Source organism: Thorsellia anophelis DSM 18579, from assembly GCF_900111395.1.
In the GTDB taxonomy this organism is placed as follows: domain Bacteria; phylum Pseudomonadota; class Gammaproteobacteria; order Enterobacterales; family Thorselliaceae; genus Thorsellia; species Thorsellia anophelis.
The window spans coordinates 12211-35914 of record NZ_FOHV01000027.1 but is presented as its reverse complement, the minus strand read 5'-3'; the positions used below and the strand labels follow the sequence as shown (position 1 = coordinate 35914).

Annotated in this window: 23 protein-coding genes; 8 read left to right on the top strand and 15 right to left on the bottom strand. The window is 34.4% G+C overall.

Going from position 1 to position 23704, the window contains the following annotated elements; genetic code table 11:
* Nucleotides 1–8: 8 nt before the first annotated feature.
* Nucleotides 9–110 (top strand): IS3 family transposase, encoded by a 102-nt coding sequence (locus tag BMW37_RS16005; RefSeq protein WP_425441798.1) that lies wholly within the window; start codon nucleotides 9–11, stop codon nucleotides 108–110.
* Between the two features lie 422 nt (nucleotides 111–532).
* On the opposite strand, the gene ttcA is transcribed toward BMW37_RS16005, so the two are convergent.
* The 8 genes from ttcA to minC all read right to left on the bottom strand — a co-directional run bounded on the left by ttcA (nucleotide 533) and on the right by minC (nucleotide 7042).
* Nucleotides 533–1480, bottom strand: a complete 948-nt coding sequence (gene ttcA, locus BMW37_RS12040; RefSeq protein ID WP_093321480.1) for a tRNA 2-thiocytidine(32) synthetase TtcA — start codon at nucleotides 1478–1480, stop codon at nucleotides 533–535.
* 35 nt (nucleotides 1481–1515) lie between these two features.
* Complete coding sequence (hisIE, locus tag BMW37_RS12035; RefSeq protein WP_093321477.1) at nucleotides 1516–2145, bottom strand: bifunctional phosphoribosyl-AMP cyclohydrolase/phosphoribosyl-ATP diphosphatase HisIE; 630 nt, start codon at nucleotides 2143–2145, stop codon at nucleotides 1516–1518.
* Between the two features lie 79 nt (nucleotides 2146–2224).
* Nucleotides 2225–2998 carry an imidazole glycerol phosphate synthase subunit HisF gene (hisF, locus tag BMW37_RS12030; RefSeq protein ID WP_093321475.1) on the bottom strand — a complete coding sequence of 258 codons (774 nt, stop codon included), beginning with the start codon at nucleotides 2996–2998 and terminating at the stop codon, nucleotides 2225–2227.
* A complete protein-coding gene (gene hisA, locus BMW37_RS12025) occupies nucleotides 2980–3717 on the bottom strand; it encodes a 1-(5-phosphoribosyl)-5-[(5-phosphoribosylamino)methylideneamino]imidazole-4-carboxamide isomerase (protein WP_093321472.1) in 738 nt (245 codons plus the stop codon). Before hisA ends, hisF begins: the two co-directional genes overlap by 19 nt.
* A gap of 41 nt (nucleotides 3718–3758) precedes the next feature.
* The gene (gene serS / locus BMW37_RS12020; RefSeq protein WP_093321469.1) at nucleotides 3759–5057 is read right to left on the bottom strand and encodes a serine--tRNA ligase; all 1299 of its coding nucleotides are present in this window, start codon (nucleotides 5055–5057) and stop codon (nucleotides 3759–3761) included.
* Between the two features lie 18 nt (nucleotides 5058–5075).
* Entirely contained in the window at nucleotides 5076–5339 is a 264-nt protein-coding gene (minE, locus tag BMW37_RS12015; protein ID WP_093321466.1) for a cell division topological specificity factor MinE, read from the bottom strand.
* Nucleotides 5340–5342: 3 nt separating this feature from the next.
* The gene (gene minD / locus BMW37_RS12010) at nucleotides 5343–6155 is read right to left on the bottom strand and encodes a septum site-determining protein MinD (RefSeq protein WP_093321463.1); all 813 of its coding nucleotides are present in this window, start codon (nucleotides 6153–6155) and stop codon (nucleotides 5343–5345) included.
* Between the two features lie 122 nt (nucleotides 6156–6277).
* Nucleotides 6278–7042 carry a septum site-determining protein MinC gene (minC, locus tag BMW37_RS12005; RefSeq protein ID WP_093321460.1) on the bottom strand — a complete coding sequence of 255 codons (765 nt, stop codon included), beginning with the start codon at nucleotides 7040–7042 and terminating at the stop codon, nucleotides 6278–6280.
* 528 nt (nucleotides 7043–7570) lie between these two features.
* Here minC and BMW37_RS12000 point away from each other — a divergent pair.
* The 3 genes from BMW37_RS12000 to fldA all read left to right on the top strand — a co-directional run bounded on the left by BMW37_RS12000 (nucleotide 7571) and on the right by fldA (nucleotide 9158).
* Nucleotides 7571–7834 (top strand): YcgL domain-containing protein, encoded by a 264-nt coding sequence (locus BMW37_RS12000; protein WP_093321457.1) that lies wholly within the window; start codon nucleotides 7571–7573, stop codon nucleotides 7832–7834.
* A gap of 141 nt (nucleotides 7835–7975) precedes the next feature.
* The gene (locus tag BMW37_RS11995; RefSeq protein WP_093321454.1) at nucleotides 7976–8428 is read left to right on the top strand and encodes a YcgN family cysteine cluster protein; all 453 of its coding nucleotides are present in this window, start codon (nucleotides 7976–7978) and stop codon (nucleotides 8426–8428) included.
* A 202-nt stretch (nucleotides 8429–8630) separates the two neighbouring features.
* Nucleotides 8631–9158: a flavodoxin FldA gene (fldA, locus tag BMW37_RS11990; protein ID WP_093321451.1), complete on the top strand. Its 528-nt coding sequence runs from the start codon at nucleotides 8631–8633 to the stop codon at nucleotides 9156–9158.
* A 250-nt stretch (nucleotides 9159–9408) separates the two neighbouring features.
* Here fldA and BMW37_RS11985 read toward each other — a convergent pair whose 3' ends face one another.
* On the bottom strand, nucleotides 9409–10209 hold the full coding sequence (locus tag BMW37_RS11985; RefSeq protein WP_093321448.1) for an alpha/beta fold hydrolase: 801 nt from the start codon (nucleotides 10207–10209) through the stop codon (nucleotides 9409–9411).
* A 797-nt stretch (nucleotides 10210–11006) separates the two neighbouring features.
* Between BMW37_RS11985 and pgm the strand changes: the two genes are divergently transcribed.
* The 3 genes from pgm to BMW37_RS11970 all read left to right on the top strand — a co-directional run bounded on the left by pgm (nucleotide 11007) and on the right by BMW37_RS11970 (nucleotide 14173).
* Nucleotides 11007–12671: a phosphoglucomutase (alpha-D-glucose-1,6-bisphosphate-dependent) gene (gene pgm, locus BMW37_RS11980; RefSeq protein WP_093321446.1), complete on the top strand. Its 1665-nt coding sequence runs from the start codon at nucleotides 11007–11009 to the stop codon at nucleotides 12669–12671.
* 67 nt (nucleotides 12672–12738) lie between these two features.
* Nucleotides 12739–13125 (top strand): DUF1496 domain-containing protein, encoded by a 387-nt coding sequence (locus tag BMW37_RS11975; protein ID WP_245711066.1) that lies wholly within the window; start codon nucleotides 12739–12741, stop codon nucleotides 13123–13125.
* A gap of 85 nt (nucleotides 13126–13210) precedes the next feature.
* Nucleotides 13211–14173: an isoaspartyl peptidase/L-asparaginase gene (locus BMW37_RS11970; protein WP_093321443.1), complete on the top strand. Its 963-nt coding sequence runs from the start codon at nucleotides 13211–13213 to the stop codon at nucleotides 14171–14173.
* A 297-nt stretch (nucleotides 14174–14470) separates the two neighbouring features.
* Here the strand turns inward: BMW37_RS11970 and BMW37_RS11965 are convergent, their stop codons facing one another.
* The 4 genes from BMW37_RS11965 to BMW37_RS11950 all read right to left on the bottom strand — a co-directional run bounded on the left by BMW37_RS11965 (nucleotide 14471) and on the right by BMW37_RS11950 (nucleotide 20035).
* Complete coding sequence (locus BMW37_RS11965; protein WP_218139530.1) at nucleotides 14471–15088, bottom strand: methylated-DNA--[protein]-cysteine S-methyltransferase; 618 nt, start codon at nucleotides 15086–15088, stop codon at nucleotides 14471–14473.
* Nucleotides 15089–15163: 75 nt separating this feature from the next.
* Nucleotides 15164–18208: an efflux RND transporter permease subunit gene (locus tag BMW37_RS11960; RefSeq protein ID WP_093321440.1), complete on the bottom strand. Its 3045-nt coding sequence runs from the start codon at nucleotides 18206–18208 to the stop codon at nucleotides 15164–15166.
* 20 nt (nucleotides 18209–18228) lie between these two features.
* Entirely contained in the window at nucleotides 18229–19413 is a 1185-nt protein-coding gene (locus BMW37_RS11955) for an efflux RND transporter periplasmic adaptor subunit (protein ID WP_093321437.1), read from the bottom strand.
* 94 nt (nucleotides 19414–19507) lie between these two features.
* A complete protein-coding gene (locus BMW37_RS11950; RefSeq protein WP_093321434.1) occupies nucleotides 19508–20035 on the bottom strand; it encodes a TetR/AcrR family transcriptional regulator in 528 nt (175 codons plus the stop codon).
* Nucleotides 20036–20447: 412 nt separating this feature from the next.
* Between BMW37_RS11950 and argA the strand changes: the two genes are divergently transcribed.
* A complete protein-coding gene (gene argA, locus BMW37_RS11945; RefSeq protein ID WP_093321483.1) occupies nucleotides 20448–21824 on the top strand; it encodes an amino-acid N-acetyltransferase in 1377 nt (458 codons plus the stop codon).
* Between the two features lie 58 nt (nucleotides 21825–21882).
* Here the strand turns inward: argA and BMW37_RS11940 are convergent, their stop codons facing one another.
* Nucleotides 21883–22227 carry a zinc ribbon domain-containing protein YjdM gene (locus BMW37_RS11940; protein WP_093321431.1) on the bottom strand — a complete coding sequence of 115 codons (345 nt, stop codon included), beginning with the start codon at nucleotides 22225–22227 and terminating at the stop codon, nucleotides 21883–21885.
* Between the two features lie 200 nt (nucleotides 22228–22427).
* Nucleotides 22428–23636, bottom strand: a complete 1209-nt coding sequence (pncB, locus tag BMW37_RS11935; RefSeq protein WP_093321428.1) for a nicotinate phosphoribosyltransferase — start codon at nucleotides 23634–23636, stop codon at nucleotides 22428–22430.
* Nucleotides 23637–23704 lie beyond the last annotated feature (68 nt).

The following is a 23704-nucleotide window of genomic DNA, read 5'->3' as shown; positions in this document are numbered from 1 at the left end:
ATGATGCTGTGGGGCGTTATATTAGATATTACAACAACATTAGGATTAACTCTGCAATTGGCTACATGACGCCATTACAAAAAAGAAGAGAATTATTAAAAACAGGCTAAAAAACCCTACAAAAAAACTTGACCATTACAGCTGTAATTGATGAATTATTTGATACTGATGAAAAATGCTGTGCTTATGAACATATATTTGTGCTAAAACAAAATTTTGATTTTATGCTAAAAATGAATTAGCGTTGATTTCTTTTGTCCATTAATTGGATTTGCCACAGTCAATTAGTCAGGTAAAAGTATGCTATTGCTCAGCTACTATTTAATTACAGTCAAATAATTTATACCGTCGTCGCTCAATATTGTTTATGTTTTTTAAGAAATAATTATAACAAGTTGCCTTATTTAAATAGTGATTAATGATAAATTATTAGTCACTATTTTATTTAAGAAGGTACTGATACTAGGAACTAAATTGTTTATTCGAACTATAATAATAAGCCCTTTTGTTATTATTTATTTCAAAATAGGTGCTACTGTAATTCTGTTATAGTAATACCCTTGTTATTGACAGTAAACGGATTAAGTTCATCAACGAATTGATTAGGTTGAAAAATTTCTCTGTCAAAAGCCTGATCACCACCTGTTACTTCAGCAACTCTTTTTTTATCAGCCTCAGTTAACCTATTGAGTGATTTAAAATCAAATAGAGTATTATCAGCTAAGTGTGATGGTGTGATATTTTGCAATGCACTAAACATTGTTTCTATACGGCCAGGATAACGTTTATCCCAATCATTAAGCATCTCTTTTATAACTTGCCTTTGTAAGTTAGGTTGCGAACCGCATAAATTACATGGAATAATTGGAAACTGTTTTGCATTAGAAAATTTTATTATATCTTTTTCTCTACAATACGCTAAAGGTCGAATGACAATATGTTCACCGTTATCACTGACAAGTTTTGGCGGCATGCTTTTTAGTTTTCCACCATAAAACATATTTAAAAATAATGTTTCTAGCATGTCATCTCTATGATGTCCTAAGGCAATTTTAGTCGCTCCAATCTCTTTTGCAGTACGGTATAAAATACCTCGCCTTAATCTAGAACACAATGAACAAGTCGTTTTACCTTCTGGTATCTTTTCTTTAACAATTCCATAAGTATTTTCTTCAACGATCAAATATTCAACCCCAATTTCTTTCAAATAATTAGGTAGAATATGTTCAGGAAATCCAGGTTGCTTTTGATCTAAATTAACAGCAACTAGGCTAAAGCTTACAGGTGCACTAATTTGTAAACTTCTTAATATTTCAAGTAAGGTATAACTATCTTTTCCGCCAGAAAGGCAAACCATAATTTTATCACCTTCCTCTATCATAGAGAAATCGGCAATTGCTTTACCCACTTGACTTCTTAAACGCTTCTGTAGTTTATTTAAATTGTAAGGTGTTATGCTTTTTATTTTACTTTCTATCATTTTATAACTATCTGCTTGAATTAAAATCGCATAAACTAATGGCGATTTTTTAGTTGATTAATAATGGTGCTAAGATTCAGCTCTTGATCTTGAAGTAAGACCATAAGGTGGTAAAGTAAATCAGCAGCTTCATTTTTAAGTTCTTCCCTATCACCTACTGTGGCTGCTAGTGCTGTTTCTACACCTTCTTCTCCCACTTTTTGGGCAATCCTTTTCGTGCCTGAGGCATAAAGTGAGGCTGTATAAGAACTGTTTGCATCTGCAGTTTTACGACTTGCGATTATCGTTTCTAATTCATATAGGAAGTTAAAATCAGTTTGTGCATCTTTAAAACAACTTACGGTGCCTTTATGGCAAGTAGGGCCAATTGGATCTGCTAGAATAAGTAAAGTGTCATTATCACAATCGATATGGATAGAATTGACTTGTAAAAAATTACCTGAGGATTCGCCTTTTGTCCAAAGTCTAGATTTAGTACGAGAGTAAAAGGTTACTCTTTTTAATGCTAAAGTTTTGTCTAAAGCTTCTTTATTCATAAAGCCAAGCATTAATACTTGACCTGAAATCACGTGCTGAACTATTACAGGTAGCAAATGTTCAACTTTATCCCAATCAATTTTATTTAAAAACTCACTATCAATTTCAATATCATTAATTTGTTTCATAAGAGTATCTATAGTATATTTATTAGTCGCTAATTTAAGTCATTATTCTAAGTGCAGTTGTGCAATACTAATTAGATTGCTATAGGCGTACTTCAATACCATTTTGCCTCAGATAAGTCTTAAGCTCTTTTATATTGACAATTTGTTTGTGAAATACAGATGCTGCAAGCGCACCATCAACATTTGCAATGTTAAATGCATCTAAAAAGTGTTCCATTGCACCTGCACCACCTGATGCGATTAAGGGAATGTTACACAGCTTACGCACCTTTTGTAGTTGAACCATGTCGTAACCATTTTTTACACCATCTTGGTTCATCATATTTAAAACAATTTCACCCGCACCTAATTTTTGTACTTCTTGTACCCAATCAAGTGTAGACCAGGTTGTTGCTTTTGTTTTAGCTTCATTTCCTGTAAATTGATATACTTGGTAGCTATTTGTATTCTCATCAAACCATGTATCTATCCCAACCACAACACATTGTGAACCAAATTTTTGTGCTAGTTCAGTTATTAGATCTGGATTTGAAAGAGCAGGTGAGTTAATAGAGATTTTATCAGCACCAAAGCTTAAAATATTTTTTGCATCTATTATGCTTTTTATCCCACCAGCTACGCAGAATGGTATATCTATTACTTCTGCAACACGAGCTACCCAACTTTTATCAACAACTCTTCCATCACTTGATGCAGTAATATCATAAAATACAAGTTCATCAGCGCCTTCTTCAGCATATCGCTTAGCTAATGGCACAATGTCACCAATGATTTCATGATTTTTAAATTGTACACCTTTAACAACCTGACCATCTTTGACATCTAAACAAGGGATTATGCGTTTTGCCAGCATGTAATAGCCTCCGAGACTGTAAATTTTCCTTCTAATAAAGCTCTGCCTACAATTACACCTTTGACACCTGTTACTTTGAGCGCACTAATATCATCTAGAGATCCGATTCCTCCTGAGGACTGGAAATCAATACTTGGATAGAGTTCAGATATAGATTTATATAGCTCGACGTTTGAACCTGTAAGTGTCCCATCTTTAGATATATCTGTACATAAAACATGTTTTAAACCGTATGGTATATAGGTATTTAAAATGGATTCAAGAGTAAGTTCAGATGTCTCTTGCCAACCGCTTACCGCGACTCTTTTAATCCCTTTTTCATCAATCCGTATATCAATTGCTAAAGTAATACTCTCAGGGCCAAAATGTTTAAACCATTCAATAACTTCAATTTGGTCTGTTACCGCTTTTGAACCTATGACAACGCGTTTTACGCCTATATTCAATAAGTTTTCAATATCGGTAAATGTTCTTATTCCCCCACCTACTTGAATTGAAATATCAATTGACTGGGTGATTTTTTCTATAAGATCAAGTTGTCTTTTGTTAGGATCTTTTGCGCCAGTTAAGTCAACTAGATGCAAAAATTTTGCCCCATCTGATTGGTAGTCAATAAACCGTTCAATAGGATCAGCACCGTAGGTTCTTTTTTCTGTGTAATTACCTTGATGTAGACGAACAACCTCACCATCAATTAAATCAATCGCTGGAATAATCATGAATTTCCTCAATAATATGCGTTCATATAAATATGATGGGTTTAATTGTTTAATTTTATTTCAGTAAGCCCACCCATATATGGGTGTAAAACTTTTGGAATAATAATGGTACCATTTGCTTGTTGATAGTTTTCTAAAATGGCAACTAATGTTCTACCAACGGCAAGTCCTGAACCATTGAGAGTATGAACTAAACGTGGTTTTTTATCATTTTTACCTTTAAAACGAGTTTGCATTCTTCTTGCTTGGAAATCTCCAAAATGAGAACAAGATGATATTTCTCGATAAGTTTCTTGGGCAGGAACCCATACTTCTAGATCATATGTTTTAGATGCACCAAATCCCATATCGCCGGTACACAGTACTATTTTTCGGTATGGTAATTCTAAGTTTTGTAATACTTTTTCTGCATGTGAGGTGAGTTCTTCAAGCGCATTTTTTCCTTCATCAGGGTGTACAAATTGCACTAACTCAACTTTATCAAATTGATGCATACGGATTAGACCACGTGTATCACGACCATAAGAGCCTGCTTCAGAGCGAAAACAAGGAGTGTGAGCGGTTAGTTTAATTGGAAGTTCTGACTCATCAATAATCATATCTCTGTACATATTAGTTACAGGAACTTCAGCAGTTGGAATTAAACAATAAGCGGAGTCTTTATTTTCTGATAAAGGATTAGTATGGAATAAATCCTCACTGAATTTAGGTAATTGTCCTGTTCCATATAAACTCGCATGGTTAACTAAATATGGAACATAGCATTCAGTATAACCATGTTGTTCAGTATGCAAATCAAGCATATATTGGCTTAATGCACGATGCAGTCTTGCAATAGATCCTTTCATAACTGCAAATCGAGAACCTGTAATTTTCACGCCAGTTGCAAAGTCTAATCCATCAGCTAACTCACCAAGTTTAACATGATCTTCAATTGGAAAATCGAAATGTTTTGGTGTACCCCATTTATAAATTTCAACATTATCTTCTTCATCTTTACCAACAGGAACTCCCTCAGCTGCAAGGTTAGGCATACTTTCAGTAATAGACTTGATTTGTAATAATAACTCGTTTAGCTTTTGTTGAGCTATTGTTAGTTTATCCCCTAAGTTATCAACTTCAGCTAGTAATGGGCTGATATCTTGACCTTGTGATTTAGCTATTCCAATTGCCTTAGCTCTTGCGTTTCTTTCAGCTTGTAATTGTTCAGTTTCCACTTGAATTGATTTTCTTGCTTCCTCAAGTGCTAACCAATTAACAACATCTAGATCATACCCACGTTGTGCGAGTTGTATTTTTACTTGGTCAAGTTCTGTTCTCAATAAATTAGGGTCAATCATATCTGCTCCAAAATAGCCTTATTTTTCTTCATTCTCAGGTAAAGTTATATTCAGTTCTAGCACTGATATATCATCATCTTTTTGTTCATATCCAACATGTAACATGTCAGGGTCAATCTGTACATATTTACAAATAACAGCTAACAGATCACGTTTCATCTCTTCTAAGTAAGCAGGAGCACTATCTGCTTTTCGTCTTTCTGCTACAATAATCTGAAGGCGCTCTTTGGCAATATTTGCTGTATTTTTCTTTTTTGAGAGAAAAAAGTTAATTAATGACATGACTTATCCTCCAAATAGGCGTTTGAGGAAACTTTTCTTTTCCTCGGATAAAAAACGAAATTGTCTTTCTTCACCTAAGAGGCGAGCTACCATATCGTCATAGGCTTTTCCTGCATCCGAATTTTCGTCAAGTATAACAGGTTCACCTTGATTTGATGCTCTAAGTACAGATTGATCTTCAGGAATTAATCCAACAAGAGGCACTCGTAAAATTTCCAAAACATCCTCCATGCTCAGCATGTCCCCATGGCTTACACGTGTAGGGTTATAACGAGTGATTAGAAGATGCTCTTTAATTGGATTATCGCCTTGCTCTGCACGTTTCGATTTTGATGATAATATACCTAGTATTCTGTCTGAATCACGGACAGATGATACCTCAGGGTTAGTTGTAATGATTGCCTCATCAGCGAAATAAAGTGCCATAAGAGCACCACTCTCGATTCCTGCTGGGGAGTCGCAGATAATAAAGTCAAATTCCATTTCTTTTAGTTCGTTAATGACTTTTTCAACCCCATCACGAGTTAATGCATCTTTATCTCGTGTTTGTGAAGCTGGTAGAATGTATAAATTTTCAGTGCGCTTATCTTTAATTAGTGCTTGGTTAAGTGTTGCGTCTCCTTGAATGACATTTACAAAATCATAAACAACCCTGCGTTCACATCCCATGATAAGGTCTAAATTTCTTAGCCCAATGTCAAAGTCAATTACAACTGTTTTCTTTCCTTTGCGCGCAAGTCCCGTAGAAATAGCTGCACTAGATGTTGTTTTCCCAACACCACCTTTACCTGAAGTAACCACAAGAACTTTAGTCATAGTGTATATCCTTAGATGAAAAAATATTAGTAAGTTAAATGTTAAATTTTGATTACAATGTTGTGTAGATAAAAAATTAGTCTAAATTATAACTTTTTATAAAGTTAACAGAATGTTGCTTGTTATAGTTTATCTAATATAAGCCCACGTTCTGTTAAAGTGACTAAAGCTGCTTTTCCAAGTTGATCTTTGGGGATTTGCTCATTTAGCCAGTAATTTCCAGCAATAGAGAGAAGTTCTGCTTCTAGGTTTTGACAAAATATTTTAGCATCTTCATCTCCAGAGGCACCCGCAAGAGCTTTACCTCTCATGATACCGTAAATATGTATATTTCCATCAGCAATTACTTCTGCACCAGCACCAACATTATTCAAAACCACTAAGTCTGAATTTCTAGCATAAATTTGCTGCCCAGAACGAATTGGTGTTGTTACTACTTTGGTTTTGACTCTGCTTTCTTTGGTTTTTTCAATATTTTCAACGGGTTTTGATTTTGTTAGATCAGCCTCATTTATATGTGTAGATGGCATTGCAGCCGCCGCGGAATCAATAGAAGTTTTATCCTTTTGTGGTTCGATTTTTTTCCCTTCAGTCAGCACAGCAATCCCAGCTTGATTTATCGTCATTTTTAATTCCGCAGAAGTACAACCACTGATACCTACAAGATGTAGACCACAATCATGAATGACATTTTTTAGGTTTATCCAATCATTAAAATCCTGAATATGACTGATATTTATCACAATAGGTGCATATTTGAAAAAAGAGGGTGCTTGGGCTACCTTTTCAAGTAAACTTTGTTTGATAATATCAATATCTGCGTCAAATAGATGAATAACTGATAAGGTGAAATTAGTCCCCTTGAGCTCAAGTTTTTGTTCCGTCATGATTCTACTCTAAGTTTAAGTTTTGATATGCAAGGATGGTATGCGTTATTCACAAAAGTTTTATTACTGCATGATTTCAATAATACAACAAGAAATATAACTTACAATTCAATTAAGTGCTGGTTTTTGTGTGCCGACCATATCAAATTATAAGTCTTTCTGCTACAATCCATCTAAAATCAACTAATAATTCTAACAGTTTTTTATGAAAATTGTTGATAATTTCACTTAATTTATCCCCTTTTGTTATGATATTGGAAACTAAATGAATTTAGGTGTCACTTGCGGTGTGTAAAGAGATTAATGAATTGTAATTTTGGAGGGTTTTTTGAGAGTAATTAAATTGTTCACCATAGATTCTATTGAATATTATGATTTAATAGAATTTAAGTTACAAGTGCATTGAATTAATGAGTTTACCTCTTCGACGGCCTGAGTGCTACTCTGATAAAGTCTAATTATTTAACTTACTCGAGTGTTTTTTGTTTAACATTAACTGACATTCTAGTATTAATCGGCAAGGATATTATGATTGTTTATGTTTATAGAAGTTTAAAAAGAGAAGATTTATATCTCTATTTAAATAAAAAGGATGATTTTTCAGGCGTTCCCTCAGAGCTGATGACGATTTTTGGAAAACCTATTTTTAGTCTGGTCTTTGACCTGAATAAAAAAACAAAATTAGCGCGGGTTGATATAAATGCAGTCCGTTCTTCTATCAACGAATTAGGGTATTACTTGCAACTCCCTCCTAAACCAGAAAATTTGCTTGGACATAAGGTAAGTTTTTAGCGATTTTACTGTAACCCTATCTTTAATACGATGCTGTGGATATACAAGTACCGTCTGTAAATGGCTAGCGGTTGATAAGGTTTTAAATACGAGAGTTATATTTTAAGTATCTCTTAGGTGATTGAATAACGAGTTAATATCATGGATAAAATAACAAAAAATGAATTGCCTTTTTGGCAATCAAAAACATTAGAAGAAATGACTGATAATGAATGGGAGTCTTTGTGTGATGGTTGCGCACAATGCTGTCTCCATAAATTAATTGATGCGGATACAGATGTTATCTATTACACCAATGTAGCATGTAATCAATTAAATATTCAAACGTGCAGCTGTAAGAATTATGAAATTCGATTTGACTTAGCAGAAGATTGTATTAAGTTAACACGAGAAAAAGTAGATGAGTTTGAATGGTTACCAAGTACTTGTGCATATCGATTAGTCAGTGAAGGAAAGGATATTCCAGCTTGGCATCCTCTTAAAGTTAAAACTAAGTCGTTGATGCACGCTAATCGAATTACTGTTTCACACATGGCTGTTCCTGAAAGTCAGGTAGTAGATTGGGAAGATCATATTCTTAATCTACCTAAATAAACGTAATTTCAATATTTGTTAGACTAAATACTCTGTATATGTCTTATTTTCATTTTTGAAGATAATATACTATAATGAGTTCCACGCTGGTGAAATGCTAAGGGCATAATGCTTTTGCTATAAAAGTGAGAAAGTCATGATTTTTATCTAGCTTATAGTTTTATTTGGCAGATTTATATGAAATTTTGAGGTAATGAACGTTATGTCGGTAATTGGTATATTTTTTGGATCAGACACAGGTAATACAGAAACTATTGCAAAAATGATTCAAAAACACCTTGGAGCTAATATTGCAGAGATTCGCGATATTGCAAAAACTAGTAAGGAAGATATTGAAAAATTTGATATTTTGTTGTTTGGTATCCCAACTTGGTATTATGGTGAAGCACAATGTGACTGGGATGACTTTTTCCCTACATTAGAAAAAATTGATTTTGACGGTAAACTCGTCGGTTTATTTGGTTGTGGGGATCAAGAAGATTATGCTGAATATTTTTGTGATGCTTTAGGAACTTTAGCTAACATAATAGAACCAAAAGGTGCGGCTATTATTGGTATTTGGCCAACTGAGGGCTATTATTTTGAAGCTTCGAAGGGGCTTGTAGATGATGAACACTTTTATGGTTTAGCAATAGATGAAGATAGGCAGCCAGAGTTAACCGATGAAAGAGTGTTAGCATGGGTCAATCAAATTAAAGATGAGCTCAATTTAGATGCTATTATTGGTTAATACCTAAAAGTCATAGTACATACACCCAACATACTGTTTAATTGAATTCTCTATAAGTTTAATTTTTGAACAGTATGTAAAAGTATAATTTTGATGTCTATTTAACTTGATATTTAGGTAATAGTTAAAGTAGTCTAGCTATTAACTTCAAGATTTTATACCATCACAGAATGAGTTCAAAATTATAAAATTTTCTTAAAAATTGAGCTTCATCAGAGATGTGAGAATAAATTTTTACTCAATTTATTGCCTAAAAATCAGCTTGTTTTTTCATTAGGAACGAGTTAATTGTTCTAATGACTTGTTCAGGTTTATCAGCATGAACCCAATGGTCTGCACCATTAATAATGTGGGCTTTAGAATTAGGAAATTGTTTGATAATTGCATCTTTATGCTCTGCAGTAACGTAATCTGATTCAGAACCGATCAAAAATAACGTATCGCACTGAGTACTTTCAATTTCATCCCAGCCAAGTATATTATCATAATTTTCCTCTAATACCGCTAAATTAAATTTCCAGCTCCCATCAACAAATGACTTGAGTAAAAATTGTGCTATAGCATTTGGCAATTCAAATGATTTGAAAATTTGGCTAGCTTCTGGCCTCTTTATTATTTGATTTGATTGAATTAATTTTAATGCTTTAAAAATATCATCGTGTCTTCTAATTTCATATTTAACTGGGGCAATATCTAGAATAATAAGTTTAGTGAGTTTTTTCGCTAAGTAAGTAGTCAGCTGCATCGCTACTTTTCCTCCCATTGAATGCCCAATAATAGTTACTGTTTCTAAATCAAGTGTATCTAGGAGTGCTAATACATCTAATGCCATTGCATCATAGGTATGTAGATTTGCATGAAATGAACTACCGTGGTTTCGAAGATCAATAAGTAAAATATGATACTGTTGCTCAAGTGCAGTTGCGAGTATTTTTAAATTACTTCCTGCGCCAAATAAACCATGTAACATGACTATAGTAGGTTTTGAATCAGCGGATTGGTTAGAGGATTTAATGTAATGATAATGCAATAAATTGTTTATTGGAGACATGAGTATTTCCTACAATAGAAATGATAGTATTGAGTATCTATGCTAAGTGGTATGTTAATTTATTAAAGATTTAATTATAACAGACTAGTCTAAACATGTTTTGACTATATAATTGTCATCCCTTAAATGTATTATACCCAAATTACATCTGGTTGAGGGCAGGTATCGTTCTGATTACCATTTAGTAGTCCTTGAGTAGTGCTAAAACTTGTTTCTTGATTTTCATTGAGTATAAGTTCTGTTTTTTAAGGTTGTGCAATTTTACGAGATTACAATTTAGATGGTTTTTTATTAAACTAAACATTAAGTTATTTTTTAAGATGCTTGTGAATGGATGTTAAACTTCAGGTTGAATGTGATTATTAAAAAAAACAGAGTACTATTAAGTTTTTATCCATATTTGAATATGGACTCACTTAAGCGAATTTAGTCGTTCATTTAACTTAAATCTGGGGATAAAACATGATTTATTAATAGAATGGTTATGAGAAAAAATAATGTAAAATGCCTTTTTAATAGTTCTATAAATTTGTTTCATAACTCAGTTAGATATATAATGAATTATGTCATTTTTTTACAATGTTAACATTCTAAACATTTTTTGAATGAAAATGCATTTTTTGTTTAAGTGTTTAAATATAAAGATATAAACTTTCTGAGTTACTGTTCTTTAAATTCAGAGTAGATATAAGTTCATATAGCATTACTAGGTATTAATTCACTTTTTGAAAAAGCATGGTTAAAGAAGTAATTTCACTTTAGAGCTGAAGATAATTCAGTTGATATGGAGACGCATTATGGCAAAGCACCCAAGAGCAGGTCAGCAGCCGACCTCATGTGATTTAATCAATGTTGCAAAATTAACTTCACAATATTATGTTTTGCAGCCCGCACTACATGAATCTGCTCATGCTGTTAAATTTGGCACATCAGGGCATAGAGGCTCATCTACTAAACATACCTTTAATGAAGCTCATATTCTCGCAATTGCTCAAGCTATTGCTGAAATTAGACATGCGAAAGGAATAACAGGACCCTGTTATGTTGGCAAAGATACTCACGCACTTTCTGAGCCCGCATTTATCTCTGTTCTTGAAGTGCTTGCAGCTAATCAAGTGACTGTTATTATTCAACCTGAGAATGGATTTACTCCTACGCCAGCTATATCACATGCTATTTTAACTCACAATAAATCTAATCCTATTCATTTAGCAGATGGCATAGTCATTACGCCATCTCACAATCCACCTGAAGATGGGGGTATAAAATATAATCCACCTAATGGTGGCCCTGCTGATACTGACTTTACTGGTTTGATTGAAAAAAGAGCAAATCAATTACTAGACGAACGTAGTAGTGAGAATGCGGTTTTAGCAGGTGTGAAGAGGATTTCTTTATCCCAAGCAATATCAAGTCAATTCATTATACAACAAGACATGATGATGCCTTATGTCGAGGACTTAGTCAATGTAGTCGATTTATCTGTTATCCAGCAAGCAGGGTTAAAATTAGGTGTTGATCCTTTAGGTGGTTCAGGTATTGCATATTGGCAACAAATTGCAGAATATTATAAATTAAATTTATCCTTAGTTAATGATCAAGTTGATCAAACATTCCGATTTATGCCTTTAGACCATGATGGTGTTATCAGAATGGATTGCTCTTCAGTTGATGCAATGGGAGGCTTATTAAGACTAAAAGATAAATTTGATTTAGCGTTTGCAAATGATCCTGATTATGATAGACATGGGATTGTAACGCCTGCAGGTTTGATGAATCCAAATCACTATTTATCGGTTGCTATAAATTATTTGTATCAAAATAGACCAGGCTGGCCGGTTGATCTTGGTGTGGGTAAAACGCTTGTTTCTAGTGCGATGATTGATAGAGTGGTAAGCTCACTTAACCGCAAGCTAGTTGAAGTTCCAGTTGGATTTAAGTGGTTTGTTGATGGGTTATATACTGGTAAATTAGGATTTGGAGGAGAAGAAAGTGCTGGTGCATCTTTTTTAAGGTTTGATGCAAAACCTTGGTCAACAGATAAAGATGGGATTATCATGTGCCTATTGAGTGCCGAAATAACTGCTAGAACAGGAAAAAATCCACAGGTTCACTACGATGAATTATCAGAAAAATTTGGTGCGCCAATTTATAATCGGATTCAAGCTAATGCTACTCATGAACAAAAAGCAATTTTAAGTAAATTATCCCCTGATCAGGTTCAAGCTAAAACCTTAGCCGGAGATCTTATTACAGCAAGGATCACACATGCCCCAAGCAATAATGCTTCTATCGGTGGGCTTAAGGTAGTGACTGATAATGGTTGGTTTGCTGCTAGACCGTCTGGTACAGAAGAAGCATATAAAATTTATTGTGAAAGTTTTATCAGTCATGAGCATTTAGATCTTATTTCTAAAGAAGCTGTTGAAATAGTGGATGCGGCTTTTGCCTCTAATAAATAATTGCATACTTATATTTTTAGGCATTTAATGGTTATAAACTTGACGAAATTTTAAGATAGGAATGAATATGTCAAAAGGGAATTTTAAGAAATATATTATTCACAATAAAATGAGTTATATTTTATCGAAAACAGCTTTAGTGTGTTTGTTTTATTTAGGGGGATTTGGTCTTGTAAATGCAAATGTAAGTGTACCTACTACATTGCCAGCAACTTTGCCTAATCACCAAGGACATATTACGCTACAACCAAATATTAACTTACCTCTAATTACAGACACTCAAAATAGGCAAGATGTTGCTAATCAATGCTCAAATAACTGTTGTATTTATAATAATGTTTTTTATTCTGAGGGTTCAGTTATCGTAATAGGAGATGCAATCTTATTACAGTGCTCGCGAGATCCTAATGTTTCTGGTGCAAATTCCCTCAGATGGATGAGACTAGATAACTAATTTATCTGAATTTTAGATTAAGCGTTACATATTTTAATTTACATACGTCCTAATCAAATTTGAGGCGTATAAACATGGAGGGGCAATGAGAAATTGTATAATTGGTGCATGGAGAATGTCGCATGATGCGATTAATCATGCAAGATTAATGTTAGAAAATAATCAATCAATTGGCGCGGCGATTGAAAGAGCGATGATGGAGATGGAGAGCAATCCTGATATTTATTGTGCTGGCCTAGGCGCATTACCAAATCGAGATGGTGTTGTAGAGCTTGATGCTGCTTACATGGATGGTGATACATTAGGCTTTGGTGCTGTAACTTGTGCTGTTGATATCATGCATCCTTCACAAATTGCCCAAAGTTTAAGTATCCGTAAAATTGATAGTGTTAGGGCGGGTAAAGCAGTTACTCAGTACGCTGAGCAACGGAGTATGCCAATACAAAATATTTTGACAGATGAAGCGAAATATTTGTGGCAAAAATCTATAGATCGAAAGTTAGATAAAAAATCAGTCAGACATTTTGGTGCTGTTGCAGTATTAGGAATTGACAAAGAAGGGAGCATTGCCGCTGCACTTTCTGGTTCTGATTGGTTTATGAAACGTAGTGGAGTGGTAAGCCATGTTCCAATGTTAGGATGTGGGTGTTATGCTGATAGCAGTATCGGTGCTGCGGTAGCGGTGGGCTCAGGTGATGATATTATGAAGGGTAGTCTTTCATATGAGGTTATACGTTTATTATCAACAGGAATATCTGCTCAATTAGCTTGCGAAACAGCCCTAAGAGATCACTATGAAAAACTCGATTATCTTGGTAAAACATCTGGTTCGATGTCTTTGATTGCGATTGACAGGATGGGGCGTTTTGGTTGCGCGACAAACTACCCAGATGGCTTTATCTTTGTTGTCAGTGATCAAGGCGCGGTGCCTGCTATCTATATTTGTACTAATCAAGGTTTTGCCTGCGAAGTTAAACCAATTAGTCAGATGCAATTAGCTCAATATGATGAAGAGTATGATGCTTACTTAAAAGCACTAAGAAGTTAAGCGATAGCACTTAAACAAAAGTTGAGTACCTAAAGTATAAAATCATCGCGTAATCTAATTTTATGCTTTAGGCAATAATTTTGCTAAACAATCATAATTTTTAAACCCGCAGTTAATCCATTTAATTAAAAAAATCACGTTCCCATTAAGATTAAAACCAGTTAATGCTAATACTTTTATTAGGTTCAGATGGATAGAAGCCAATCAGACTGTTAAAGAAGTTTAATCGTACCTCTAAACCAAAGATTGTATCAGATGAAATAGTGAAAAATTTATCTGTATTACAGGATTTTGGAATTATAAGTTGAATACTATCCTATTTTCAAAATCGAGTAATGCTTTTTTAATGTGTAGACCACCAGCGTAACCTGTTAAATGACCATTTTTACCAATAACTCGGTGGCATGGTATGATAAGTGCAATTGGATTAGCGCCATTAGCAGTCCCTACAGCACGCATACCTTTTTCATTATGAATCCATGCTGCTTGCATTTGGTACGAAATAGTAGAACCATAAGGGATGTGAGTTAATGAAGCCCAAACTTGTCTTTGGAAAAATGTACCTGGAAGTGCCAACGGTATCGTAAATTCCTGTCTTTGATATTGAAAATATTCACTGAGTTCTTTTTTGCATTGGTTTATAATTGGGTGGTTATCTGATAGTTTAGCTGTTTTTTTATAAAAATTTTCTAGTTTTTTTGCCGGTAAAGGTAGATTGGTTCTCTCACAGATTTCAGCAAACGATAAATAACAGAGGGCATTTTCATAAATACCCAAGGTAATTAATCCAATAGGACTTTCATAAACTCCATATAGTAATTCGTCTGGCATCTCTTGTTTATTAAAATAGCTAATTGATTCAAAGCTTGATACAAATTCTGCATAGGGTATTGGCTTTTCATTTATTATAGTCATTATTAATCTACCTGATAATAGTCACGGATATCACTAAACTCCCCAGTAGATGATGACCTATTGGGGAAATGAACATTATTCTGCTTGGTTTACAAATGGTTTAAGCAATGATGCTAACCAAACTTTAATATCGCGAACGATACTAAAGAGTACAGGTACAAAAATTAAACTAAGCAATGTTGACGAAATCAAACCACCGACTACGGCAACTGCCATAGGCGCTCTAAATTCAGTATTCAAACCAATACCCATAGCGATAGGTATCATACCTGCTAACATTGCAAGTGATGTCATTATAATTGGTCTTGCTCTAACTTGGCACGCTTTTAATATCGCTGTTCTTTTGTCTTCACCCCTATCTATTAGCTCTAACATATAATCAACTAATAAAATGGCATTCTTATCAGCGATACCCATCAACATTAGCATCCCTATCATAACAGGCATGCTAAAAGGTGTACCGGTAATCAGCAACAAGAAGAAAGCACCACCAATTGACAAGGGAAGGGCTGCCATTCGAGTTAAAGGTTGGAGCCAATCTTTATAGAGTAAAACTTGTACTACGTAAACAAGTAGTAAGCCGGCGCCAATCGCTAAGAAGAAGTTGGTTAATAACTCATTAAACACCTCAGCATCACCACTTCTTGTTAATGTAATTCCTTGGGGTAAATTTTTGACACTCTCAAGTTCAAATAATTTTTGCTCACCTGCACCTAATGCGACATTATTTAGATTTGCTTCAATGGCAATTTTTTGAACACGATCGTAGCGTTCTATGACTGTTGGCCCAAGTGCAAAACTTAAATCTGCAACAGCAACTAATGGCACGGTACTACCACTTGATGTTCTGATTGGAAGATTTCTTAACACATCCAAGGTTTGTTCTTCACCAACTGGCAATCTAACGCGAATTGGCACTTGGCGGCTACCTTCATTGAATTTTGCTAAACGTGATTCTATATCACCTAAAGTTGCAATGTTTAGTGCGTAGCCAATTGCCTCTGGAGTGATACCAAGCTGCGCTGCCTTAGGGTAATTAGGGGTAATAATCACTTCTGGCTGACGCTCACCTGCACTAGTGCTTACACTGATAAGTTCAGGTAAAGCTCTCATTTCTCGCTCAATGGCTTGAGCAGTTTGCTGTAATAACTCAGAATTATTGCCAACCAAGTTATAAGACAGATCTTTTCCACCCTCAACTTTGCTGAAATCTACTTTCACATCAGGCAGTGTCATTAGTGAAGGTAAAACATCACTTTCAAATTCTCTTTGAGATAGTGATCTTTTATCCGCAGGAATGAGTTTGATATTGATTTCACCTCGGTTGACATTTTCAGCTGAGACGCTTGTAATTGTGAAATCAACTTCAGAACGCATTTTAAGTTTTTTTGCAATTTCTTGCATCGCTTTATCGGTTTGGGCAGCATCTGCACCACGAGGAAGTTGAACAGATAACCTTGATTGACCATAATCACTAACTGGTAAAAAATCAGTAGGGACATATCCAGCTATGCCAAAAGAAAAAAACATCACTACAACTGCTAAAGAGACGGTTTTAGCCCTGTGATCTAATGTCCATCTGAGCATACGCTGGTAGTTTTTCATTATCCAACCTTGCTTCTGTTCTTCATTAAAATGCTTAGGCATTTTCAAAAAATAGGCGCACAGCATCGGGGTCAAAAGTCTTGCAACCACTAACGAAAAAAAAGCAGATACGGCAACTGTTAGGCCAAATTCTCTAAAGTATTGACCTGCAATACCATCCATAAAACTCACAGGCATAAAAACAGAACATATTACCATTGTAGTTGCAACAACGGCTAGCCCTATTTCATCTGCAGCAATTACAGCAGCAGAATAAGGTTTTTTCCCTTCATGCATATGCCTATGAATATTTTCTATTTCAACTATAGCATCATCTACCAGCACCCCTGTTACTAAAGAGATAGCGAGTAAACTTACCATGTTAAGTGAAAAATCCATGGCTTGCATAAAAATGAAAGTTGGAATGATTGATAAAGGAATTGTAATAGCAGCAATAAATGTTGCTCTTAGGTCTCTTAAAAAGAGAAATATAACAAAAATGGTAAGAAACGCGGCTTCAAAAAACGTATAAATTGTTGAGTCATAAGTGGTCTGAGTGAATTCAACCATCGATAATGCTAGGGTGAATACTAGATCGGGATTCGCTTTTTTAAGCATTTCAATTTTTTCTGCAACTTTATTACCAACGGTAACGTCGCTAGACCCTTTAGAGCGAGTAATACTAAAGGTAATAACGGGATTATTGTCTTGTCTAGTAATGTTACGTTGCTCAACTGTTCCATCCGTTATATGGCCAAGATCGGTCAATTTAACTCGTTGTTGATTATTCAGTGCAATCCACATACTCTGTAGATCAGATACCGTTTTTTGGTTACCAATTGTACGTAAGGTAAACTCTTGATCTCCAAGTGTAAAACGCCCGCTTGGTAAGTTAATATTTGTTTGAGCAATTTGTTGACTCACTTGCTGTGCACTTATCCCATAAGCAGCTAATCTATCAGGATCAAGCACTAATGTTATTTCTCTATCAATACCACCATTTCTTGTAACCGTAGCAACTCCTGAAATAGATAATAGTTCACGGCTTAAAGTATCATCTATAAACCAACTCAACTCTTCTTGATTTTGTACAGATGAACCAAGAGTGTAGATTAATATAGGTTGTGATTCAGCTTCAAATCTTTGAATGACAGGATCTAAAATAGAGCTAGGTAAATCTGAACGAATTTTAGTAATGGCATCGCGGGTATCATTAACGGCTCTGTCGATATCAGTACTCATATAAAATTCGATCATAGTACTTGAACTACCTTCTCGAATCGTTGAATTAATATGTTTAACGCCTTGTATACCTGTGAGCGCACCTTCTACTTTTTGGGTAACTTGCGTTTCAATTTCAGCCGGAGCTGCGCCTGGTTGATTGACTGTTACGATAACAACAGGAATGACTAAGTTAGGTGTTTGTGTAATAGGTAAAAATTTAAAGCTAATCAACCCCGTTACTATTAGCACTAAAAAAAGAACTAAAGGTGGAATTGGGTTTCTAATAGACCAAGTTGATAATGGCATTGACATATATGCTTTCCCTAGTAAGTTTAGTTCGAACTTGTAATTGAGTCTAATTGAAATGAATTTACTATATCACCTTCATTTATCAATGTTCCGGCTCTTAAAACTACATGGATTTGTGAATCAGTTTTTATAGGAGTATTTAATTGAACTAACTCAATGATTGCTTGATTATCTTGCCTCGATATTTCTTTGATGTAAGTTTTATCAATTTTACTTTCAGCGTTCACGGTCCAAATATAGTTTCCTTGTTCATCAAGCAATATAGCTGTGGTTGGAACAATTAATCCCGTTTTATCTGCTAATTCGATATTAGCCATGCCAAATAATCCAATAGGTTTAAACGTTGCATCATCAAAAGATAGATATAGATTAGCAGTTCTCTCTGTGGCGTTAATTAATGGCTCGATTAGCCTAATTTTGCCACTAAGTGGTTCAGGTTGCCCACTTAATTGGATATTGACTATTTGTCCAATGCTAAAAAGCTGCAGTTGATTTTCAGGTACTTTAGCTACAAATTCAGTTAACCCATCAACTGCAATTGTAAACAAAGGTGAAGTTGGATTCGCAAGTGAACCAATATCTTGGTGCCTTGTAATGATTATCCCATCCACAGGTGAACGAAGTGTACTTTTAGAAAGCGTTAATTCAGCATCATCTAATCTCGCTTTTGCCGATTCCATCGCTGTACGGCTTGATACTAATTGCTCTTGACTAATTCCACCAGCACTACCTAATCGAGTTTTTCTTTGATATTCATCTCTGGCTTGTTCAAAATTACTTGCCGCTTGATCTCGTTGATACTGTAAAGTTTGATTGTCTAGGATTGCTAAAATATCTCCCGTTTTCACATAAGTGCCAGCATCTACAGGTAAAGACAATATCCTTGCGTTATTAACTTCAACGCTCACTGAAGCAGTTTGCTTTGCTTTAATTTCACCAATAAACGAATATTTTGGGGTAATACTTCCCTCTTTAAGAACAGCGGTAGAGACTGTAATGGGAGGAGGAAGGGCAACTTCAGGTTCAGGACGTGAACCTAAATAATTAAATATCATTACTATGCCGACAATTAATAGCATGAGAAAAATAATCCAAATGATACCTCTTAGTATTTTTTTTCCGATTCCTGATTGTTTAATTTGTCTATTTATAGCCAATATTGGATTTTGCATTTCATTTGTAAGGGATGAATCATTCTCTGTTTTCACATTAGTTCCTTTTCATCAAATATTTTAATTTAACTGGGTTGGCGTTATTAAATTAAGGGTTAAGATATTATTTTATGGCTATACACAAACATAGCTATGCTTTTGTCCCTTTTAAAAAACACATAGCAATATGTTCTGTGAGATTTGTTTTTGCAATTCTCCCTCGTCCAGCTGATTCTATTAAGCCATATAGTAATGAAACGAAAGCCTCTGTGAGTACATTAGCATTAAGGTCAAGTTTAAAGTATCCTTTCCTCTGGCCATATATAAAAAAACGATTTAACCAATTCATGTAGGCTTCAAATTTTGATTCATCTATTGCTGTAGGATTAGCACATAAAAAACGTAATAAGGTTTGATGCTCATAATGTAATTCGATCAAACCAAGGAAAGTTTTTTCAATATCATTTTCTTCAAGATTGATATCATTAAATAATTCATTTAATGTTTTTGTGGCTAAAGAAAAAATTTGTTCATTGATTCTTTCTCTCGTACCATATGTTCTATGTAAAGTCGCACGGCTTAGTCCTACGAGCTCTGCGATTTCTTGTAAAGTTGCACGTGGATGCATGATCATAGCACCAGCAAGGGCCTTTAATTGTTCACTATTTTTTGTATCCATTAATATGGCTTGCTCCTTTAAAGTCTAATACTCTAGCTTTTCATATAACGCAAAATGTCCCAGCATCTTAATAATTTAAGTTTATGGTAAATCATTATACTTTATTGTATGGATATAATACAATAAAGTTTCAAATGATACAAAAAAGTCTTAATTATTCTTAGGTCATGCTTACTGTACAAGGAAATAAGGCTTTATTCATACGTGATATGAAAATAAATTGCATTTTGAATAAATATTCATAGAATGAAAAAATGTATGAGGTTGGAGTAAGGATTAACGGATTAAATAATTGCTAAACTTCGTATTTTATTCTACGAACTTTAAAGCACGATTCTGTTAATGCAGAAGTTGTGTTCAATTTAAGGATTCCTTGGTCATATTTTTAGATAGAGGCAACGTGAAAAACACGATAAAACAAACAAGAAGTACTGAATTAGTTCAAGGCTTTAGACAATCAGTTCCTTATATCAATGCTCATCGAGGTAAGACATTTGTTGTTATGCTAAGTGGTGAAACATTATTGCATAAAAACTTTGTCAATATCTTAAACGATATTGGTATGCTACATAGCCTTGGCATTAGGTTGGTGATAGTTTATGGCGCAAGACCGCAAATTGAAGAAAATTTAGAATTGCATAAATATGCGCCCGTTTATCATAAAAATATCAGGGTGACTGATAGTGAAACGCTGAAAATTGTTAAGCAAACAGCAGGAATGTTGCAGTTAGATATCACTTCTGAATTATCAATGAGTGTTAATAACACTCCTTTGCAGGGAGTGCATATTAATGTTGTGAGTGGTAATTTCGTGATTGCCCAACCTTTAGGGGTGGATGATGGGATCGATTATCAACATAGTGGTCGTATTAGAAGAATTGACACAGCTGCTATAAACAAACAATTAGATAACCATGCAATAGTATTAATTGGTCCTGTAGCTGTTTCTATTACAGGTGAAAGTTTTAATTTGACAGCTGAAGAAATTGCAATGCAAATTGCAATTAAAATTAAAGCTGAAAAGTTGATTGGTTTTTCTGACGTGCAAGGGATTAGTGATGAAACAGGGCAAGTAATTTCTGAAATCTTCCCCAATACCTCATCAAAATTTATTCAATTACTTTCTGATAATCTTGCCAAAGCAAAAGCGAGCAACTTGTCAAGAAACGAGATAATGCACAATGAAAACACATTAAGGTTTTTAACTGCAGCAGTTAATGCATGTCAGCAGGGAGTGCCAAGAAGCCATCTAATTAGTTTCGAAGAAGATGGTTCATTATTGCAGGAACTTTTTTCTAGAGATGGAATTGGAACTCAAATTGTTCAAGAAAGTGCAGAACAAGTTAGACAAGCTACAATTCACGATATTGGTGGTATTTTAGAGTTAATCCGTCCCTTAGAAGAGCAGGGGGTGCTTGTTAGGCGCTCACGAGAGCAGTTAGAAATGGAGATTGATAAGTTTACAGTTATTGTTAGAGATAATCTGACGATCGCTTGCGCCGCACTTTATGCTTTTGAGACAGAAAAAATGGGGGAAATGGCATGTGTTGCTGTTCATCCTGAATATAGAAGTTCTTCAAGAGGGGATAATCTATTAGTCCATATAAAACAAAAGGCGAAAAAAATAGGATTAGATAAGATTTTTGTATTGACTACTCGAAGTATTCATTGGTTTCAAGAGCGGGGATTTATACCAGCAGAAATAGATGATTTACCATTAGAAAAAAGAGAGCTGTATAATTATCAAAGGAGATCCAAAATTTTAACATTTGAATTAAGCAAAGACTAATATAAAAAAGGCTCATAAATGAGCCTTTTTTATATTATTTTGCACGCAAAAGGTGAGATTAATTTGCTTTTTTTACAAATTCAGACTTCAACATCATTTGTCCATGACCATCAACTTTGCAATCAAGATCGTGATCACCGTCTACAAGTCGATAGATTTTTGCTTTAGTGCCAATCTTTATTACACTAGAGCTTCCTTTTACTTTGAGGTCTTTTATCAATGTAACGGTATCTCCGTCAACTAAGAGTGTACCATGTGCATCTTTAATCACGAGATCATCATCACTTTGAGATTGGCTATTTTCGTCCCATTCGTGAGCACATTCAGGACAAACAAACATATTATTGTCTAAATAAGTATATTCTGAACTACATTTAGGGCAATTAGGTAAATCTGACGACATGTCAAAGACTCCTTAAAAAAATCGATTGAATACAATCAAAAAATAACATTCCTTAATTAGATATAAAATAATCGTTGATTAAGGATAATATAAGCGATCAGTCTAAGCCTTTTAAGCGGAAATGTAAATTTATTTAGTGTTTCTACTAATTAAAATATATTTGAAAGTTAACAATGAAATCTGATTGTTTGAGATAACCATCAAACTTGAATGTTAAATGCATTGGCAAGCTCACTAATAAATTTTTTATCGGTACAGATAATTTTACCTGGTTCATCAGATATTTTAGCAACCGGTTTACCATTACAAGAAGTGAGTTTAATAACGATATTATGAGGTTTAATACCAGGAATATCACATGTAAGCCGTGTACCTATGCCAAAGCTAGTTTGTATTTGCCCTTGAAAGTGTTCATAAATAGTTAGTGATTTGAGTAAGTCTAAATTATCAGAAAAAACAAGTGATTTATCATGTGTTGTGAGGCCCAATTTTCTGTAATGCGCCAGAGCTTTTTCTCCCCAAATGATTGGATCTCCTGAATCATGCCTAAGCCCTTTGAATTTAGATGCAAATTCTAAAGTGAAATCTCTTAAAAATGCATCCATATTGATGCAGTCTGTTAAGGCAATAGGAAGTTGAGTTGGGTAAACAGTTAGCCATTGCGACAGTGCGAAACGTTGAGAAACTTGAAGGTTTGGAGCAAGTTGTTGGTGTGCTTGAAACCATTCATGCGCTTGAGTACCAATTGGTTTTAATTGATACAAATGAGCAAAATGAAGATTACTTGTACCTGAAAAAAAATGCTCAGCAACATTTAAAGAGTGTTGCTTAAGTGTTTTTATAATTTCGGATTGAACTGCGTAAGAATAACGTCTTCTTGTACCGAACTCAATTAAACGGTATTGGGTTAGATCAATTTTAAGCTGTGTTGCTTTTTCTTTAAACAATTCTAAGTTGTTCTTTAATTGAATTACTGCAGCATCTACCATTTCTTCGTTGGTTTTGATTTGTTTTGCTTTGTGAGCAACTTCACTTATGATGGCAAGTAGAGGAACTTCCCATAGTATAGTTTCTTGCCATAAGCCTTTAATTTGAATATTGAGTTTACCTGAATGATTGGAAACGATAACTTGATCGGGGTTAAATCGATAATCTTTAAGCCAGTTAAGATATCTATCACTAAATAGGTTTAAACTTTTTAGAAATAGGTATTCATCATCTGTCAATTGAATACAAGACATCCCATCAATCTGCTGTTTGATAGATTGAACATAGTCACCTAAATTTTCACTATTGCGACACCTAAATTCTGCTGTGATTTCACAAGTTGGATAGAGCTCAAAAACAGCTTGTTGCATATAAAGTTTATAGGCATCTGTATCAATGAGTGAGTGAATTATCGCTTTCATAATATTTCGATTCAATCCTTAAAGTTTAGTTAATTAAACATGAATACATTATGCGCCAAAAAAATAAA

Excerpts from the sequence above, each read along its gene's own strand:
- ttcA (WP_093321480.1), bottom strand. The coding sequence starts at position 1,480 with ATGATAGAAAGTAAAATAAAAAGCATAACACCTTACAATTTAAATAAA.
- hisIE (WP_093321477.1), bottom strand. The coding sequence starts at position 2,145 with ATGAAACAAATTAATGATATTGAAATTGATAGTGAGTTTTTAAATAAA.
- hisF (WP_093321475.1), bottom strand. The coding sequence starts at position 2,998 with ATGCTGGCAAAACGCATAATCCCTTGTTTAGATGTCAAAGATGGTCAG.
- hisA (WP_093321472.1), bottom strand. The coding sequence starts at position 3,717 with ATGATTATTCCAGCGATTGATTTAATTGATGGTGAGGTTGTTCGTCTA.
- serS (WP_093321469.1), bottom strand. The coding sequence starts at position 5,057 with ATGATTGACCCTAATTTATTGAGAACAGAACTTGACCAAGTAAAAATA.
- minE (WP_093321466.1), bottom strand. The coding sequence starts at position 5,339 with ATGTCATTAATTAACTTTTTTCTCTCAAAAAAGAAAAATACAGCAAAT.
- minD (WP_093321463.1), bottom strand. The coding sequence starts at position 6,155 with ATGACTAAAGTTCTTGTGGTTACTTCAGGTAAAGGTGGTGTTGGGAAA.
- minC (WP_093321460.1), bottom strand. The coding sequence starts at position 7,042 with ATGACGGAACAAAAACTTGAGCTCAAGGGGACTAATTTCACCTTATCA.
- BMW37_RS12000 (WP_093321457.1), top strand. The coding sequence starts at position 7,571 with ATGATTGTTTATGTTTATAGAAGTTTAAAAAGAGAAGATTTATATCTC.
- BMW37_RS11995 (WP_093321454.1), top strand. The coding sequence starts at position 7,976 with ATGGATAAAATAACAAAAAATGAATTGCCTTTTTGGCAATCAAAAACA.
- fldA (WP_093321451.1), top strand. The coding sequence starts at position 8,631 with ATGTCGGTAATTGGTATATTTTTTGGATCAGACACAGGTAATACAGAA.
- BMW37_RS11985 (WP_093321448.1), bottom strand. The coding sequence starts at position 10,209 with ATGTCTCCAATAAACAATTTATTGCATTATCATTACATTAAATCCTCT.
- pgm (WP_093321446.1), top strand. The coding sequence starts at position 11,007 with ATGGCAAAGCACCCAAGAGCAGGTCAGCAGCCGACCTCATGTGATTTA.
- BMW37_RS11975 (WP_245711066.1), top strand. The coding sequence starts at position 12,739 with ATGTCAAAAGGGAATTTTAAGAAATATATTATTCACAATAAAATGAGT.
- BMW37_RS11970 (WP_093321443.1), top strand. The coding sequence starts at position 13,211 with ATGAGAAATTGTATAATTGGTGCATGGAGAATGTCGCATGATGCGATT.
- BMW37_RS11965 (WP_218139530.1), bottom strand. The coding sequence starts at position 15,088 with ATGACTATAATAAATGAAAAGCCAATACCCTATGCAGAATTTGTATCA.
- BMW37_RS11960 (WP_093321440.1), bottom strand. The coding sequence starts at position 18,208 with ATGTCAATGCCATTATCAACTTGGTCTATTAGAAACCCAATTCCACCT.
- BMW37_RS11950 (WP_093321434.1), bottom strand. The coding sequence starts at position 20,035 with ATGGATACAAAAAATAGTGAACAATTAAAGGCCCTTGCTGGTGCTATG.
- BMW37_RS11940 (WP_093321431.1), bottom strand. The coding sequence starts at position 22,227 with ATGTCGTCAGATTTACCTAATTGCCCTAAATGTAGTTCAGAATATACT.
- pncB (WP_093321428.1), bottom strand. The coding sequence starts at position 23,636 with ATGAAAGCGATAATTCACTCACTCATTGATACAGATGCCTATAAACTT.